Below are 16,384 nucleotides of genomic sequence, written 5' to 3'. Positions count from 1 at the left end.
ACCCGGGGGCGGTGCCCCGGCGGGCCGCCGCGCGGACCAGAATGGAGGCATGCCAGAAGGTGACTCCGTCTACCGCGTGGCGGCCCACTTGCACGAGGCCCTCGCCGGACAGCCGCTGACCAGCGCCGACCTGCGGGTGCCCGCGCACGCCACCGCCGACCTCACCGGCCGCCGGGTGCTGGAGGTCGCCCCGCGCGGCAAGCACCTGCTCGCCCGCTTCGAAGGCGGCCTCACCCTGCACACCCACTTGAGGATGGACGGCCGCTGGGTGGTCTACCGCCCCGGCGAGCGGTGGACCGGCGGCCCGGAGTGGCAGATCCGCGCCGTCCTCGGCACCGACCGGGGCACCGCCGTCGGCTACCGGCTGCCCGTCGTGGAACTGCTGCGCACCGCCGACGAACGGCGGATCGTCGGCCATCTCGGCCCCGACCTGCTCGGCTCCGACTGGGACCCGGTCGAGGCCGTCCGCCGGCTCCTCGCCCGCCCGGGGCGCCCGGTCGTCGAGGCCCTGCTCGACCAGCGCAACCTCGCCGGGATCGGCAACGTCTATGCGAACGAGCTGTGCTTCGTCGCGGGCGTGACGCCGTGGACCGAGGTCGGCGAACTCCCGCACCCCGACCGGCTGGTGGAGCGCGCCCGGCAGATGCTGGAGGCCAACAAGCTGCGCCCCGGCCACATCACCACCGGCGACACCCGGCCCGGCTACCAGCACTGGGTCTACGGCCGGGCCGGACGGCCCTGCCCGCGCTGCGTCACCCCCGTCGTCACCGGGCGCCAGGGCTCGCCGCCGCGCGACCGGACGGTGTTCTGGTGCCCGTACTGCCAGCGCGGCCCGGCCCCGGAGGTCACGGCCGCTCGACCAGCGCGGGGTGGCGCGGGTCGTCCACCCGGACGGTGACGTCGGCCGTCGCGGCGGGCCCGGTCTCCGCCTCGTAGCGGGCGAAGGCGGGCAGCGTCCACTGCTGGTCGGCCGGGGTGCGGCGGGCCAGCGCGGCCGGGCCGAGCGCCAGGTGGACGGTCAGCTCCAGCGGCAGCCAGCGGCCGAGCAGCAGCGCGCCGTCCAGCAACAGCACGCCGCCGGGCGGGAGTTCGGTGTACGGGGCGCGGGTCGACCGGTCGGTGGCCGGGTCGCGCAGGGAGGGCAGGACGCGGCCGCTGCCGCCCGGCTCCAGCGGGTCGAGCACCTCGCGGGCCAGGGCGCCGTCGTCCAGCCAGAGGTCGTGGAAGGCGTCCGCGTCCTGGTGGCCGTACTCCAGCCGGATCGAGGCCGGGCGCAGGAAGCCGTCGGCCGAGACCCGCAGCGTCGGGTGGCCGCGCAGCCGCAGCGGCTCCACCAGCGCGTCGGCGAGCGCCCCGGGGAGGGCGGCCGCAGCGCCGTCCACGGCCACCCGCAGGCGCCGGCCGCGGGCGTCGGGCAGGGCGGCGATGCGGTCGGCGAGCAGCTCGGCCAGGTTGTCGGGGGAGATCGGGCGTACCTGCATCGGGCCGTCCTGCCGTGTCGTGGGGGGCGCTCAGTTCAGGGGGAGGGCGTGCAGGACGTCGTCGTGGCCCGCGTAGAGGCGGGTGCCGTCGAACTGGTGGGCCGCGTCGGTGGCGAGGGTCCAGACGTCCTTCCCCGGACCGGAGTCGTGGAAGGTCCACCCCAGCTCGCCGGTCGCGGGGTGGATCGCGCTGACCCCGCCGGCCGCCGTACCCGGGACGAACAGCGTGTCCCTGGCGACCAGCGGTCGGCTGCGGCGGTCCAGCGGGAACGGCAGCCGGCAGGACCAGAGCTCCGCGCCGGAGGACAGGTCGAGGCAGCTGACGACACCCTGGTCCCACGGGACGTACACCCGGCCGCCGTGTTCGAGGGGCGGCAGCGCCCGCCAGGACTCGCCCCGGTGGGGCGCGTAGGTCCAGCCCGGCTCGCCGGCGGGAAGCAGCCTGCGCACGCCGCCGTTGCCGTCCGGGACGAAGAAGCCCCCCGAGCCGGCCACGCACCAGCGCAGGTCCTCCTCACCGGGGGCGGTCCACAGCTCGCGGCCGGTGGCGGCGTCCCGGGCCACCACCTCGGCGCGGCCGCCGAGGAAGCGGAGGCAGGCGAGGAGGCCGCCACCGATGTGGGTGGCGGGCGTGACCGGCTGCTCCGTCTGCTCGGTGCGGACGGACCAGAGCAGGGAGCGGTCGGTGACCCGCAGCGCGAAGAGGCGGTTCTCCGTCCGGGTGCCGTCGGACCGCGGGCGGCCCCAGGCGTAGCCGTAGAGGATGCCCGGGGCCTGGCGGTCGTAGCCGGCGAGGCGGACCTGCCCCTGGAGCTCGTCGGGCAGCGGCAGGCTCCAGTCGCCGGCCGGGTCGGTGAAGTGCCGGGCGTCGAGGTGGCCCTCGTAGATCGTGAAGAGGTGGTCGGGCCCGACCACCACCTTGCCGAGCACGTCGCCGTCGATGGGCCAGCTGCGGGCGGCCGGCGGGTCGAAGACCAGCAGCCGGGCGGCGGTGCCCTTCTCGTGGTCGAGGATCTGCAGGCCGTTCCTGGAGAGGTAGACCGGGTGGCTCGGCGGGTCGGTGAGGCGCTCCGGGGTCATCGCCTCCGGGCCGCGGTACGTCCAGAGCGGCGTCGGCCCGGACAGCGCGGTCGGGACCGGCCCGGTCGGCCCGGGCGAGGGGAAGGCCCCGCCGACACCCGAACGGCCGAACGCCCAGGCGGCCCCGCCCGCCGCGAGCACCCCGGCCCCGAGCAGCAGCCGGCGCCGGCTCGGCCGCGCGCGCTCCCCGCCGCCCGCGATCACGTCCTCGGGGGCCCCGCCGCCGTCGGTCTCCTCGTCCCACTGCCACGCCGTCCCGCTCGCGGGACCCCCGGACGACGACTGCATACGGCTCTCGCTTCCCCACCGGCGGCCCCACGCCGCCACCCGCCCGGAGAATATCGAACAGTCAGCTATGCATACGAAATGGTGGAAGAGGTGGGGAAAGCGGATCACGCAGGCGGGTGGTCGGCGAGGTCGGCGAGGACGTCGGCGTGGCAGGGGAGCGGGGCGCACCAGCAGCCGAGGCGGTGGCCGCGCAGGGGTGGGACGAGGGCGAGCAGGTCGGGGTGGGCGAGCAGGTGGGCGCGGTACCTGGCGACCATCTCCTCGCGGGTGAGGTCCGGGCCGGGGCGGTACGGGCAGTGCAGCGGGGACTCGGCGAGGTGCCAGCCGCCGCGGTGCATGGCGCGGCCGACGTAGACGACGTCGCGGTACCCGGGGTCGTCGCGGTGGCCCTTGAGGTTGACCACGGTGGTGCGGCGGGGTTCGCTCGGCATGCCGTCCATGCTGGCGCACGGCGGGCCACGGGGCAGCCCGGGGCCGGTGCGGGCTCGCCTTGACACCGGTGCGGGCCGGGCGTAGCAAAAGAGCATGCGCCATCCGCACGCGACCGGCGGGGCCCCTGGGGCGCGGCCGGGCCCGGACCGGCCGCCGGAGCCCGGGGCCGGCGCGGAGACCGGCCGGGCGGCCCCGCCGTCCGTCCGGGAGACGGCCCGGCGGGCGGACCACCGGCGCGACGAGCTGCTCGCCCTGGCCGCGCGCCGGGTGCTGGAGTCGACCGGGGCGTACGGCTCGCTGGTGTACCTGCGCTCGCGGGACCGGCGCTCGCTGGTGCTGCGCACCATCGCGGGCGTGCCGCTGTCGGTGATGGGCCCGTTCCGGCGGGTGGCCGCCGCGGGGCCGCTGCCGGTCGCGGTCGCCTTCCGGACCGGGCGCGCCGTCGTCCTCACCGACGCCGAGGACACCATGCGGCGCTTCCCGCAGCTCGCGGTCGGCCTGCCGTACGACTTCGTCTCCGCCTGCGAGCCGGTGGGGCACGGCGGGGAGACGTTCGGGGTGCTGACCGCGCTGTGGCCGGCCTCGGACGACGGGGTGGCGGCGCCGGCGGCCCGGCGGCTGGCCGAGGCGGCCGCCCAACTGGCCGACGGCCTGGCCGGGTTGGCGGAGTCCGGGCAGTCGGTGGAGCCGGGCTGCGAGGCGGCCGTGGTGGAGCTGCCGCCGCCGTCGGTGCCGACCACCCGGGTCGGGATGTTCGACTGGGACGTGGCCACCGGGTCGCTCGCCGCCGACACCCAGTTCCTGGAGATCTTCGGTTTCGGACCCGGGGAGTTCGACGGCACGGTGGCCGCCCTGGGCCGTCGCGTCGCCCCCGGCGACCTGCCCGGGTTCCGGGCCGCCGCCCGGATCGCGCTGGAGCGCGGCGAGGTGCTGGCCGCCCGGGTCCGGGTGCTCGGCCCGGACGGCCTGCCGTACCCGGTGGAGCTGTGGGCCCGGGTGCCCCGGGCGATCTCCGACGGCCGGACCCACCTGGTCGGCGCGGTGCTGGACCTCCGGAGCCTGACCGCCGCCGCGGCCGCCGTCGACCGGCTGCCCGAGGGAGTGTTCGCGCTCGACCAGGACGGCCGGATCGGCTACGCCAACCGTGCCGTCGAGCCACTGCTCCGGGCCCGCCGCGAGGACCTGGTCCACCGCCCCCCGTGGGAGGCGCTGCCCTGGCTCGCCGACCCCTTCTACGAGAACCGCTACCGCGCCGCCCAGCTCTCCCAGCGGCCCACCGCCTTCCTGGCCGCCCGACCGCCGGACGGCTGGCTCGCCTTCTCGCTCTACCCGGACCCGCACGGCGTCACCGCCCGGGTGGTCGCGGCCGAGGCCCCGCCCGGCGCCGCCGAGCCGGCCGCCGTCCCGCCGCCGCCCGCCGCCCGCACGGGGATGGGCGGCACCCACCACCTGCTCCAACTGGCCAGCGCGCTCACCGAGGCGGTCACCGTCCGGGACGTCTGCCGGGCGGTGGCCGAGGAGCTCCTGCCGGCCTTCGGCGGCCAGGAGCTCGCCATCTACGCGGTGCGCGAGCAGCGGCTGCACCTGCTCTCGCAGACCGGCTACCCGGACGGCTTCCTGGACGCCTTCGAGGGCATCCCGATGGACACCCGGGTGCCCGGCGCGGAGACGCTCCGCACCGGCACCCCGGTCTTCTTCGAGTCGGTGCGCGAACTCGCCGCCACCTACCCCGGCCTGGCCCTGGACGAGATGGGCGCCTGGGCCTTCCTGCCGCTGATCGCCTCCGGCCGTCCGGTCGGCACCTGCATCGTCGGCTTCGACCTGCCGCGCCCGTTCACCGTGGAGGAGCGCGGCCTGTTCACCGCGCTCGGCGGCTTCATCGCCCAGGCCCTGGAGCGCGCCCGGCTGTACGACGCCGAGTTCGCCCTGGCCCGCGGCCTGCAGCAGGCGCTGCTGCCGCACCGGCTGCCCGAGGTGCCCGGCATCCGGATCACCGCCCGCTACCTGCCCGGCACCCAGGGCATGGAGATCGGCGGCGACTGGTACGACGCGATCGTCACCGGCGAGGACGTCACCCTGGTGATCGGCGACGTCGAGGGCCACAGCGTCGGCGCGGCCGCCACGATGGGACAGCTGCGCAGCGCCGTGCGCGCCTTCGCCACCGGTGGCGACCCGCCCGACGAGGTGCTCGCCCGCACCAACCGGCTGCTGCTCGACCTCGACCCCGGGCTGCTCGCCAGCTGCTGCCTGGTCCGGCTCACCCCGGCCGTCGGGCTCGGCCGGATCGCCCGGGCCGGGCACCTCCCGCCGGTGCTGCGCCACCCCGGCGGGCGGGCCGAGGCGCTGTACGTCCCGGGCGGGCCGCTGCTCGGGGTGGACGAGCGGGCCGACTACCCGGTCAGCGACCTGCGGCTGGGCAGCGGAGCGGTGCTCGCCCTCTACACCGACGGGCTGGTGGAGGACCCGGCGGTGGCGATCGACCAGGGCGTGGACCGGCTGCGGGCCGCGCTGGCCCGGGCGGTGGCGGGGGAGGGACTGGAGCAGGCGGCCGAGCGGCTGCTGCGCGAGGTCGGCTCCGCCCGCCGGGTGGACGACGTGGCGCTGCTGCTCACGGCCTTCGGCTGAGCGGCCGCGCCGTTCGGACCCGGCGGCCGCGCCGTGCGGACCGGGCGGGCAGGCCACCGGGACGGGGCCGACCAGGCGACTTTCGTCGGCGGGGGCGGCGACGAAGGAGGACGGCGGACGACCCGGCCGGACCGATAGCCTCGACGGGTGGAAGCGATCGCGCGGGCCTGGAACACGGCGGTACGGACGGCGCTGCCGGGGCCCTGGCGGCCCCGGCGGGTCGTGGGCGAGGCACTGCTCGCCCTGATGATGGGCGGCTTCGCCGCGCTGATGGAGCTGCTCTCCAACACCGGCCAGGCGGTGCTCGTCGGCGTCGGGGTCGCGGTGGCGTGGGTGCTGCGCAAGGGACTGCCGGCCACCGTGCTGGTCGTCGTCGCGGCCGCCGCCGGCTGGGCGGTCGGCCCGATCCCGATGCTGGTCTGCGCGGGCTGGACGGCCGGGGCGCGGATCCGCCGGGTCTGGTCGCTGGTCGGCACCTTCGTGGTGGGCTGGGCGCTGTTCACCATGACGGGCGTGCTGAAGGAGGGCGCCTCGTTCTCGCCGAAGCTGCTGCTGCCGCTGTCGTTCGGGGCCTTCCTGGTGGTGGCCGTGCTGCCCGCGCTCTACGGCCGCTACCGGGCGCAGCGCCGCGCCCTGCTGGACGCGCTGCGCGAGCGCAACGAGCAGCTGCTGCGCGAGCGGGTCATGGTGGTGCACCAGGCGCGGCTGCGCGAGCGGCACCGGATCGCCCAGGACATGCACGACAGCCTGGGCCACCAACTGGCACTGATCTCGGTGCACTCGGGCGCGCTGGAGGTGGACCGGACGCTCACCGACCGGCAGCGCGAGGCGGTCGGGGTGCTGCGGCAGGCGGCGGTCGCGGCGATGCGCGAGCTGCGCGAGGTGGTCGGGGTGCTGCACGACGAGTCGACGGCGGTGCCGGCCACCACCCCGGCGGCCGTCGGGGTGCCCACCGCCGGGTCGGCGGCCACCGGGGCGGGTGCCGGGGCGTCGGCCCGGGGCGGGGTGGACGGGATCGAGGGGCTGGTGGAGTCCTCCCGGGCGGCCGGGGCCGGGATCGACCTCACCGTGGAGGGGGAGCGGCGTCCGCTGGCGGCCGCCGTCGACCACGCGGCGTACCGGATCGTGCAGGAGGCGCTCACCAACGCGCACAAGCACGCTCCAGGCGCGCCGATCGGCGTCGCGCTGCGGTACGAGCCGGACGCGCTGGTGGTGGAGGTCACCAACGCCCGCGCGCCGGAGCTCGTGGGGGCACGCGTCGGGGTGGGCGCGGCCGTCAGCGGCGGTCAGGGACTGACCGGCCTGCGGGAGCGCGCCCGGTTGGTCGGCGGCATGGTGCACGCCGGGCCCACGCCGGAGCAGGGCTTCCGGCTGGCGGCGGTGCTCCCCTATGAAGGGGAGGAGCAGGACGCGGCGGCGGACGGGGCCGAGGACTGGATGCTGGACGGACTGCCGCCCGTCGAGGAGCCGGAGCGCAAGCGGCGCAGTCCGGCGATGGGCTGCGCCCTCGGGGTGGTCGCGATCGCGGTGACCGTGCTCGGCCTGGTGGTCTGGGGCGTGGTCGCCTTCGTCAAGGGCACCAACGACGCGACCGTGCAGCAGCCGATGTACGACCAGATCAGGGTGGGCACCGCCGAGTCCGAGGTGCTGCAGACGCTGCCGCGCGGCAACGACTTCATCACCGACACGTATAAGGGGACAGGGCCCGAGATCCCGGAGGGCGCGCACTGCCGCTGGTTCGCCCTGAACGGGGCGCCCGGCGCCGGCTGGAACGAGGAGCACGTGGCGCGATTCTGCTTCCGGGACGGGGCACTGGTGGAGAAACAGGAGTACGTGATCAGCGGTTGAGTGCCCCCGTGCGCGGGCGGGTGCCCCGGCCGGGCGGGCCGGGCCGGTTTCGGATCACGGTGGTCCGGATCGGGGTGGTTCGGAACGGTCCTGCCGGGATGTGAGGATGGTGCCGCAGCCCACAGCACCGTTCGAGGGGAATGACCAGCGTGATCCGAGTCCTCGTCGCCGACGACGAGCCGCTGATCCGGGCCGGAATCAGGATGATCCTCGGTTCCGCCGAGGACATCGAGGTGGTCGCGGAGGCCGCCGACGGGCGGGAGGCGCTGGAGCTCGCGCGGGCGCACCGGGTGGACGTGGTGCTGCTGGACATCCAGATGCCGGTGATGGACGGGCTGACGGCGCTCGGGGAACTGGCGAAGGTCGCCCCCGGCGCGCGGGCGCTGATCCTCACCACCTTCGGGGAGCGCGAGAACGTCCTGCGCGCCGTGACCGAGGGCGGTGCCGGCTTCCTGCTCAAGGACACCGCACCGCACGAGCTGATCCAGGCCGTCCGGGCGGCGGCGGGCGGGAACGCCTTCCTCTCGCCGGCCGCGACCCGGCACATCGTCGACTCGCTGGCCTCCGGGCGCAGTGCCTCGCTGGCCGCCCGCGCCGTCGCGGCGCGGCGTCGGCTGGAGGTGCTCACCCCGCGCGAGCTGGAGGTGTTGGCCCTGCTCGGAGAGGGTCTGTCCAACGCCGACGCGGGGGCGCGGATCCACATGAGCGAGGCGACGGTGAAGACCTACGTCAGCCGGATCCTGGCCAAGCTGGGCTGCGACAACCGGGTCCAGGCGGCGCTGTTGGCGCGGGACGCGGAGCTCGACGGCCGTCGCTGAGGGTGTTCGCGCGGTCGCTGTACGTGTCGGGCGTGACGGATGCCACTCGACGGCGGCGCGGAACCGGGAACTCCGGGTGCGGTGGTGACGGTGTGTCAGCTGACGGTTCCTCCGCGTGGATGGTGTGACGGCTTTCTCGGGCGGACAGGTGTGAGTGAGGGCACGGAATTTGACCGTTTGATCTTGGAAATCTGGTCAAAAATGGTCAAATCGGGCATGATTTTTTGACCCGTACCGCCGGTAACAGTCAACTGACCTGCGACGTCGAAGAATTGCTTGCTGCGTCCGGGTGATGCCCCCTAGCTTCATTGGCGGCGCAACGAGCGCCACCCGGGTTCACCCCGACGCACTGCCCGCCGACTGACCCGCGGCGTGAGGGCGGTGCCCGCCGACGAGACCGGCTCGAACAGGCCGTCGGCGTGCGGAGGTGACCGGGGCGGCACGGCACGTCCGACACGTGTCCGGCCGCCCGTCGAGTGAGGTGAGCGAAAGACTGCCGGCCCATGTCCCGGGCCTGGTTCCGCATGCCCACCCGGGACTTGTCGAGAGGAACTGTATGAATCCCCGTCACGAGACCGCCGCTGCCACCGACACCACCGCCACCACCAAGCGCCACCGCGTGCGGATGGCGGTCCTCGCGGGCGCCGCCGTCGCGGCCCTGCCGGTGGCCGGCCTCGTCACGGCCACCTCGGCCTCCGCCGCTACCTCCTCGACCTGGGACGCCGTCGCCCAGTGCGAGAGCGGCGGGAACTGGAGCACCAGCACCGGCAACGGCTTCCACGGAGGACTGCAGTTCAGCCCGTCCACCTGGGCCGCGTACGGCGGGACCGCGTACGCCTCCCAGGCCAACAAGGCGACCAAGGCGCAGCAGATCGCCGTCGCGGAGAAGGTCCTCGCCTCGCAGGGCGCGGGCGCCTGGCCCGTCTGCTCGCAGAGGGCGGGCCTGGGCAAGGGCGGCGCCCCGGCCGTCGCCGACACCTCGGGCGGCACGGCGGCCAAGGCGGCCAAGCCCGCCGCGAAGCCGGCCACGAAGGCCGCCAAGCCCGCGGCCAAGCCCGCCGCCAAGCCGGCGGCCGCGCAGCAGGCGCCCAAGGGGCAGCCCTCGGCCAAGCCGGCGCAGTCCGCGCCGGTCGCGCCGAAGAACACCGCCGCGGGCGGCTACACCGTCAGGAGCGGTGACACCCTGAGCGACATCGCGGCCAAGTTCGGCACCGACACGGACAGCCTGTACCAGAAGAACCTGCGCACCATCGGCGCCGACCCGGACCTGATCTTCCCGGGCCAGACGCTGACCGTCTGACCGACTGACGGCTGTCCGACCGCCCGAGCGGCCGCCCCCATCAGGGCGGCCGCTCGGACGGTCCCGGCGCGTTCGCGGTCCGTTCCCGGGGGAGCCCCGGGCCGGGCGGCCGGCGGTCGGACCGCACCACCGGTGGTCGGCGCACACGCCGGGGCACGGGAGCACGTCGCGACTTGGTTGAACGTTGAACGCAACGTCCGAATACCGCCGGAGGTTTGAAGGGCCCCGGGCCAGGATCGAGTCATGTCCGAGATCGGAACGAGGAGTTCTGGAGATATGACGATGAACGGTGCGGCAGCGCTCGACAGCCTCGAGGGCAAGGTGGCCCTGGTGACCGGCGGCAGCCGGGGGATCGGGGCGGCGGTCGCCCTGCGGCTGGCCGAGGACGGCGCCCATGTGGTGCTGACCTACCAGGGCGGCGCGGAGCGGGCCGAGGAGGTCGCCGCGAAGATCACCGCGATGGGGCGGACCGGCTGGGCCGTACGGGCGGACAGCGCCGACCCGGAGGCGGTGCGGGGCGTGGTCGAGGCCGTCGTCGAGCGGTTCGGGAGGCTGGACGTCCTGGTGAACAACGCGGGCGTCGGCGTCCTCGGCCCGATCGGCGACCTCACGCTGGAGGACGTCGACCGGGTCCTGGAGGTGAACGTCCGGGCACCCTTCCTGTACGCCCGGGCGGCCTCCGCGCACCTGACCGAGGGCGGGCGGATCGTCAACCTCGGCAGCTGCATAGCCCAGCGCGTCGCCTTCCCCGGCGCCACGCTGTACGGGACCAGCAAGGCCGCGCTGATCGGCCTGACCAAGGCGCTGGCCCGGGAGCTCGGGCCGCGCGGGATCACCGCCAACCTGGTCCACCCCGGGCCGATCGACACCGACATGAACCCGGCCGGCGGCCCCGCGGCGGAGGGCCAGCGCGAGCTCACCGCGCTCGGCCGCTTCGGCACCGGCGCGGAGGTCGCCGCCGCGGTCTCCTACCTGGTCGGCGAGGGCGGCCGGTACGTCACCGGCGCCGAGCTGGCGGTGGACGGCGGCTTCGCCGCCTGACGCGGGTTCGACGGCAGGCCCCCGGGGCGTGTCCCGCAGGCCCGGCAGGGATCCGCGGGGCGCGCCCCGGGCGGCGGCGGGCCCGGTGTCGCGCCGGGCGGTTGTCGGCGCACGCGCTTACGATCGCCCGGCACGACCCGTGCTCCCGGACCGGGACCCGTACCGAGAGGTGTGCCATGACCGCAGCGGAAGACCCGATCGGGCTGCTCGCCCGGGCGCTCGCGCAGACCGCCGGGCTGATCGACGGCACCGGCGTCGAGCTGGCCGGCCACCCGACGCCCTGCCGCTCCTGGGACGTCGGCGACCTGGTCAGCCACCTCCTGCACGACCTGCGGCAGTTCACCGTCCGGGCGAAGGGCGGGCAGCCGGACTGGTCGCAGCCCTTCGAACGGGTCGAGGAGGACTGGCTGCACGCCTTCGAGGCCGGGGCGGAGGAGCTGGTCGACGCCTGGCGCGCGGCCGGCGACCTCGGCGGCACCCTGGAGGTCCCCGGCGTCGGCACCCTCCCGGCCCGCTTCCCGGTGGACCAGCAGACCACCGAATTCGCCGTCCACGGCTGGGACTTGGCCCATGCCACCGGCCAGTCCACCGAGGGCCTGGACCACGAGGTCGCGCTCGCCGCGCTCGCCTGGGCGACCGGCGCGCTCAAACCCGAGTACCGGGGCGCCGAGGAGGAGCGGCACGCCTTCGGGCCCGCCGTCGACGTCCCCGAGGACGCCCCGGCGTACGACCGGCTCGCCGCCTTCTTCGGCCGCGACCCGGCGGTCACCTGAGGCGTCGGACGCCTACCGGCGGCTCCAGCGGAACTCGATCTCCGGGTGGCGCGGGGACGGGGCGTCGAGGAGCGGGGCGGGGCGGTCGCGGAGGAAGTGGTCGGCGAAGGCCCGGACGTAGGTGCGGGTGAGTGCGGTGGCGCGGGCGGGCGCGATGGTGCCGAGCAGGGCGGCGTAGAGCTCGGGGGGCAGGTGGCCCGGGAGGTTGCCGGGGACGGCGGCGTGCGGCAGGTCGGTGAAGCTGAAGTGGCCCGCGCCCAGGGTGCGCAGTTGGCGGCCCCAGGCGTGGTGGTGCTCGCGCCAGCGCCGCCAGGTGTCGTGGTCGTCGAGCGAGGTGAGCAGCAGGAACGGCCGGTCCAGCCCGAGCTCCGGGACGGGGGAGCCGAACAGGCCGCCGTCCAGGTCGAGGCCGATCCGGAAGCGCGGGTCCTGGCGCAGCGCCTCGGCGGCTGCGGCTCCGCCCATGGAGTGGCCGAGCACGCCGATCCGCGCCTCGTCGACCCGGAACGGCAGCCGGCCGCCGGTCAGTTGGCCGGTCACGAAGCGCAGGTCGCCGACCCGCGCGGCGATCTCCTCGCGCTCGGCGGCGTCCCAGTCCGGCGGCTCCTCCGACAGGACGCTGCGCACCAGCCGGCCGTCCGGGAACTCGACGGCGGCGGCGTCGTAGGTGTGGTCGAGAGCCGCGACGAGGTAGCCGTGCGCGGCCAACTCCTCGGCCAGCGCGGTGCAGTTGCTGCGCCCGCCCTTGCGGCCGTGGCCGAGCAGCAGCAGGGGGAGCGGGCCGGGGTGGGCGGGTGCGCCGGCGCGGGCGGTGGGGCGGACCAGGCCGAGGGTGCCCGGGGCCAGCGGCAGGGCCTGTTCGATCACGGCCGCGACCCGGGGGGTGGTGTACGGCGCGCGGGGCCGGCCGGCGGTGCCGCGCGCCGGGTACCAGAGCTGCACCATCAGCTCGCGCGGGCCGGGCGTGGGCGCGAAGGGGTCGAGCCGGTCGTGGTCGACCAGGTGCAGGCTGGTGGTGCCGACCGGCCGGCCGACGGTGGGCGCGGGGAGGTCGATGGTGCGCGGCGGGGCGGTCGGAGCGACCGGCGCGGCGAGGGCGGGCGCGGCGGGCAGCAGGGCGGCGGTCCCGCCCAGGCCCGTGAGGGCGAGCAGTGAACGGCGCCTGATCATGCGTCATCCTTGCCGGCTCGGCGACGGGGCCCGGTCAGTCTAGGCCCTCTCTTTCGGATCACGCCGGGCGCGCGACGCCGGAGCACGCACCTCGCCGCGTTGTCGTCGGTCGCCGATGCTCCGCATGGACTCCCTCCTCCGCCTTGCGATGCACGCACTCCGACGCCGCGCGCTGATCCGACGTGATCCGAAAGAGAGGACCTGGGTGGTCTGGACCGGTGACGCCAGGGTTCGGAGCGGCGGAGGACCGACGGCAAGTCGGCGGCGGGACCGAACCCGAAGCCGAACCCGGGCCCAGGGCTCAGGGCTTGGCGCCCTGCCGGGTGGCGGCCTGCTTGATCGCCTCGCGGATGCGCGGGTACGTGCCGCAGCGGCAGATGTTCTGGATCTGGTCGATGTCCGCGTCCGTCGGGTTCGGGGTGCGGCGCAGCAGGGCGACGGCGGTCATGATCTGGCCCGGCTGGCAGAAGCCGCACTGGGCGACGTCGCAGGCGAGCCAGGCCTCCTGGACGGGGTGGAGCACCTCGCCGTCGGCCAGGCCCTCGATGGTGGTGACGGTGTGGCCCGCGCAGTCCTTGACGGAACGGGTGCAGGGCTGGAACTCCTGGCCGTCCAGGTGGCTGGTGCAGGCGCGGCAGACGCCCACCCCGCAGCCGTACTTGGGGCCGGTGACGCCGAGCTTGTCGCGCAGCACCCAGAGCAGGGGCATGTCGTCCGGGGCCTCGACGGTCACGGGCTGCCCGTTGAGGACGAAGGTGTGGCTGGGCATGGGGGTCGCGGTTCCTCGGCTGGCTCGGCTGGTGGTCAGAAGTTGATCGGGAAGGAGCGCGGGCTGGTGCCGGTCGCGCGGGCGTAGGCGTTGGCGACGGCGGCGGAGGCGGCCGGGACGCCCAGCTCGCCCGCGCCGCCGGGCGGTCCGCTCGGCGGCATCAGGTGGATCTCGACCACCGGCGGGGTGTGCCGCTGCCGGGCATAGTGGAAGTCGCCGTAACTGCCTTCCCGGAAGGCGCCGTTGTCCAGGTGGTTGCCGGCCTGGAGGATCACCGAGATGCCGTCGACCAGCGCGCCGGTGAGCTGGGCCTCCAGGCCGGTGGGGTTGATCACCCGGCCGACGTCGGCGACGACGACGGCCTTGGTGACCCGGGGGTTGGCGCGGTCGGTGGCGTCCAGCTCGACGAGGTAGGCGACGCAGGCGCTGTGCTCGTCGTGGTAGCCGATGCCCTGGGCCTGACCGGGGGGCATCGGGCGGCCCCAGCCGCCCCGCTTGGCGAGCTCGTCCAGCACCGCCCGCCCGGTGGCGCTGCGCATCCGGTCGCGGCGGAAGGCCAGTTCGTCCTGGCCCATCCGGCGGGCGAGTTCGTCCATCATGATCTCGTCGGAGACCCGGACGGTGCCGGAGTAGACGGAGCGCCAGCTGCCGGTGTGCAGTTCCAGCGGCACCTCGGCGAGCAGCTGGTTGGTCACCCCGACGTCGTACGGGATCTTCTCGGTGAGCAGGAAGAACAGCTCGGCGCCGGTGAGCCCGGCCAGTGGGAGCTTGTAGCCGGCGGCGGTGAACATGTCGCCGAGGCCGTGCCCGAGGTCGGTGCGGACGCCGGCCACGTGGTGCTCCCAGCTGAACACCTGGCCGAGGCCGTAGGTGGCCCGGACGATGTGGTGGCTGGCGGGGCGCATCCGGCCGTGGCGCATGTCGTCGTTGCGGGTCCACATCAGCTTGACCGGGCGGCCGGCGGCCTTGGAGACCTGGGCGGCCTCCAGGGCGGCGTCGAAGAACAGCCGGCGGCCGAACGAGCCGCCGCCGCGCACCACGTGGACGGTGACGGCGTTCGTCGGCAGTCCGAGTTCGGCGGCGATGGTGCCCTGGGCGAGGATCGGGCTCTGCGCGGCGAACCACAGCTCGGCCCGGTTCGGCCGGACGTCGGCGACGGCGGTGAGCACCTCCATCGGGGCGTGGTTGACGAAGGCGAAGTCGAACTCGCCCTCCAGCCGGTGGGAGAGCAGCGGCGGCGGGAGGGACGGCAGGTGGGCGGCGCGCAGCCGGGACCGTACGTCGGCGTCGGACAGGCCGGCGACCGGCCCCGGGTTCCAGGTGGTGCGCAGTGCGTCGCGGGCCTTGAGCGCCTGGTCGAAGGTCTCGGCGAGGACGGCGACGCCGGTCGGGATCCGCACCACCCCGAGGACTCCGGGCATGGCGCGGGCGGCGGAGGCGTCCAGGGACTTGAGGGTGCCGTTGACGGTGGTCGGGCGGGCGACCACGGTGGGCACGGCGCCCGGGACGTCGAGGTCCCCGGCGTACTTGGCACGGCCGGTGACGATGTCGCGGGCGTCGATCCGGCCGGTCGGCCGGCCGACCAGGCGCAGCTGGTCGGGGGTCTTGGGGAGGGCCGGGACGGCGGGTGCGGCGACGGTGGCCGCCTCGGCGGCGAGGTCGCCGTAGCCGAGCCGGCGGCCGTCGGGGGCGAGGACGGCGGAGTCGGCGGTGCGCAGGGTGGGCGCGGGAACGTTCCATCGCCTGGCGGCGGCGGTCACCAGCCGGGCCCGGGCGGCGGCGGCCGCGGCGCGCACCGGGTCGTACAGCGAGCGGATCGAGTTGGAGCCGCCGGTCAGCTGGTTGAAGAGCAGTTCGGGGCGGGCGTCGGAGAGCGGGACGTCGACGTCGGAGAGCCGGGCGTCGAGCTCCTCGGCGACGATGACGGCGATCGCGGTGGTCAGGCCCTGGCCGACCTCCAGCCGGGGCAGGTGCAGCACGGCGCGTCCGGCGGGGGTGACTTCGAGGACCAGCAGGTGGGCGGTCGGCAGCCCGGCGATGATCATCGCGTCGCCGAGGTCGACGATGTCCGGGATGCCGGGCAGGCCGATCAGCTGCTGGGGGAGGGCGGTCTCGCGGACCGGCACGGCGGCCGCGGCGGGGGACGGGACGGGGCGCGGGGCGGCCTGTGCGGTGGCGGGTGCGACGGCGTCGGCGCCGAGGCGGGCGCCGACGGTGAGGGTGGGCGCGGCCAGCAGGTAGGTGAGGAAGCGCCGGCGGCGGGTGCCCTCCGGGCCCGGGTCGGCCGGAGCGCCGGAGGTGCCCGGGGTGTCCGTGGCAGCAGCCGTACCGTGCGGGTGCCCGGCGTCGCGCGGTCGGCCGTTGGAGTCCGAGGGGGCGAGGGAGGTGCTGATGGGAGGACACCCTTCGGGCCGGAGACGGCGACGGAACGGGCGGGCGGGGCGGCCCCGGGCCGGTGCCGGATCGCGAACGCCGTTGAGCATAAAAGGAGGCTACTGACGGGTCAACACGGTCAAAGTTGGCCCTTGGTCGGCCCGATCACGGTTGTGCGACGGTCGGCGGGAGCGGAGTCGGAGCGGGTACGGACGGCGCTTCGGAGCTGCGGGCGGGGCCGGAGCAGGGCCGCCGGGACGGGCTCGGAGGCGCCAACTGGCGCCCCTCGCACGTGGGTTCAGGGGTCGGTCGACGGTGCGGCGGCAGGGGGAATTGGCCCAGGAAATTCCTTGATCACTGGACCATTCCACTGGGCCGGTTCTTCC

At 75.6% G+C, this 16,384-nt stretch carries 13 protein-coding genes; 7 read left to right on the top strand and 6 right to left on the bottom strand.

The genetic code is table 11. From position 1 onward, the window contains the following. The first annotated feature begins 49 nt into the window (after window positions 1-49). Window positions 50-898, top strand: coding sequence for a DNA-formamidopyrimidine glycosylase family protein (locus ACFCY1_RS22350; protein ID WP_049659204.1), 849 nt, complete (start codon window positions 50-52; stop codon window positions 896-898). Here ACFCY1_RS22350 and ACFCY1_RS22345 read toward each other — a convergent pair. The 3 genes from ACFCY1_RS22345 to ACFCY1_RS22335 form a co-directional block, all read right to left on the bottom strand. Then, the gene (locus ACFCY1_RS22345; protein ID WP_375875730.1) at window positions 846-1,481 is read right to left on the bottom strand and encodes a uridine kinase; all 636 of its coding nucleotides are present in this window, start codon (window positions 1,479-1,481) and stop codon (window positions 846-848) included. The two genes, ACFCY1_RS22350 and ACFCY1_RS22345, sit on opposite strands and share 53 nt — an antisense overlap. Window positions 1,482-1,511: 30 nt before the next feature. Beyond that, window positions 1,512-2,849 carry a PQQ-binding-like beta-propeller repeat protein gene (locus tag ACFCY1_RS22340; protein WP_375875729.1) on the bottom strand — a complete coding sequence of 446 codons (1,338 nt, stop codon included), beginning with the start codon at window positions 2,847-2,849 and terminating at the stop codon, window positions 1,512-1,514. Window positions 2,850-2,953: 104 nt separating this feature from the next. Then, window positions 2,954-3,280 (bottom strand): DUF4326 domain-containing protein, encoded by a 327-nt coding sequence (locus ACFCY1_RS22335; protein ID WP_117493083.1) that lies wholly within the window; start codon window positions 3,278-3,280, stop codon window positions 2,954-2,956. Window positions 3,281-3,374: 94 nt separating this feature from the next. Between ACFCY1_RS22335 and ACFCY1_RS22330 the strand changes: the two genes are divergently transcribed. The 6 genes from ACFCY1_RS22330 to ACFCY1_RS22305 all read left to right on the top strand — a co-directional run bounded on the left by ACFCY1_RS22330 (window position 3,375) and on the right by ACFCY1_RS22305 (window position 11,686). After that, window positions 3,375-5,906 (top strand): SpoIIE family protein phosphatase, encoded by a 2,532-nt coding sequence (locus tag ACFCY1_RS22330; protein ID WP_375875728.1) that lies wholly within the window; start codon window positions 3,375-3,377, stop codon window positions 5,904-5,906. A 147-nt stretch (window positions 5,907-6,053) separates the two neighbouring features. Continuing rightward, window positions 6,054-7,754, top strand: coding sequence for a sensor histidine kinase (locus tag ACFCY1_RS22325; RefSeq protein WP_375875727.1), 1,701 nt, complete (start codon window positions 6,054-6,056; stop codon window positions 7,752-7,754). A 149-nt stretch (window positions 7,755-7,903) separates the two neighbouring features. Continuing rightward, window positions 7,904-8,572 (top strand): response regulator transcription factor, encoded by a 669-nt coding sequence (locus ACFCY1_RS22320; RefSeq protein WP_049652130.1) that lies wholly within the window; start codon window positions 7,904-7,906, stop codon window positions 8,570-8,572. 556 nt (window positions 8,573-9,128) lie between these two features. Further along, window positions 9,129-9,872 carry a transglycosylase family protein gene (locus ACFCY1_RS22315; RefSeq protein WP_375875726.1) on the top strand — a complete coding sequence of 248 codons (744 nt, stop codon included), beginning with the start codon at window positions 9,129-9,131 and terminating at the stop codon, window positions 9,870-9,872. 276 nt (window positions 9,873-10,148) lie between these two features. Beyond that, window positions 10,149-10,913 (top strand): SDR family NAD(P)-dependent oxidoreductase, encoded by a 765-nt coding sequence (locus ACFCY1_RS22310; protein WP_375875725.1) that lies wholly within the window; start codon window positions 10,149-10,151, stop codon window positions 10,911-10,913. 176 nt (window positions 10,914-11,089) lie between these two features. Further along, window positions 11,090-11,686, top strand: a complete 597-nt coding sequence (locus tag ACFCY1_RS22305) for a TIGR03086 family metal-binding protein (RefSeq protein WP_375875724.1) — start codon at window positions 11,090-11,092, stop codon at window positions 11,684-11,686. A 12-nt stretch (window positions 11,687-11,698) separates the two neighbouring features. On the opposite strand, the gene ACFCY1_RS22300 is transcribed toward ACFCY1_RS22305, so the two are convergent. From ACFCY1_RS22300 to ACFCY1_RS22290, 3 genes are all read right to left on the bottom strand, one after another. Continuing rightward, entirely contained in the window at window positions 11,699-12,856 is a 1,158-nt protein-coding gene (locus ACFCY1_RS22300) for an alpha/beta hydrolase (RefSeq protein WP_375875723.1), read from the bottom strand. A 301-nt stretch (window positions 12,857-13,157) separates the two neighbouring features. Next, on the bottom strand, window positions 13,158-13,625 hold the full coding sequence (locus ACFCY1_RS22295; RefSeq protein WP_049652133.1) for a (2Fe-2S)-binding protein: 468 nt from the start codon (window positions 13,623-13,625) through the stop codon (window positions 13,158-13,160). A gap of 35 nt (window positions 13,626-13,660) precedes the next feature. Further along, window positions 13,661-16,108: a molybdopterin cofactor-binding domain-containing protein gene (locus ACFCY1_RS22290; RefSeq protein ID WP_375875722.1), complete on the bottom strand. Its 2,448-nt coding sequence runs from the start codon at window positions 16,106-16,108 to the stop codon at window positions 13,661-13,663. Between the last annotated feature and the right edge of the window lie 276 nt (window positions 16,109-16,384).

The sequence above is a fragment of the Kitasatospora sp. NPDC056273 genome (assembly GCF_042268845.1).
GTDB lineage: Bacteria > Actinomycetota > Actinomycetes > Streptomycetales > Streptomycetaceae > Kitasatospora.
Note: the sequence above shows the minus strand (reverse complement) of the source record. Positions and strands in the feature narration are given on the sequence as shown.